Origin of the sequence: Alcaligenes sp. EGD-AK7 (assembly GCF_000465875.3) — a bacterium.
Taxonomy (GTDB): Bacteria; Pseudomonadota; Gammaproteobacteria; order Burkholderiales; family Burkholderiaceae_B; genus Alcaligenes; species Alcaligenes phenolicus.
Window position 1 is genome coordinate 1 of record NZ_AVOG02000061.1, and the last position, 513, is coordinate 513.

Sequence of the window (513 nt, forward strand, 5' to 3'; positions counted from 1 at the left end):
GACGCGTTCGGCGGTCGGGATCACACCACGGTGCTGCACGCCTGCCGTAAGATCGCCGAATTGCGGGAAACGGATGCGGACATACGCGAAGACTACAAGAATTTGCTGCGAACTTTGACAACCTGAGTGCGACCCAATCTATAGGCAAGGGACCAGACCATGCATTTTTCCATTCAGCGCGAAGCCCTGTTGAAACCCCTGCAGCTGGTTGCTGGCGTCGTCGAGCGCCGTCAGACCTTGCCGGTGCTGTCCAACGTTCTTCTCGTCGTACAGGGGCAGCAGCTGTCGCTGACCGGTACCGACCTGGAAGTCGAACTGGTGGGCCGTGTCGCGCTGGAAGATGCCGCCGAGCCTGGCGAGATCACCGTGCCGGCGCGCAAGCTCATGGACATCTGCAAGAGCCTGCCGAGCGATGCGTTGATCAGCATTCGCCTGGATGACCAGAAGGTCGTCATCAAGTCGGGGCGCAGCCGCTTCACGCTGTCGACCCTGCCGGCCAACGATTTCCCTACC

1 pseudogene is annotated in these 513 nt (G+C 60.8%); it reads left to right on the forward strand.

What is annotated here, in order from left to right:
• Positions 1–159 precede the first annotated feature (159 nt).
• Positions 160–513 (forward strand): annotated as a pseudogene (locus tag N879_RS16935) (DNA polymerase III subunit beta); the annotation flags it as partial.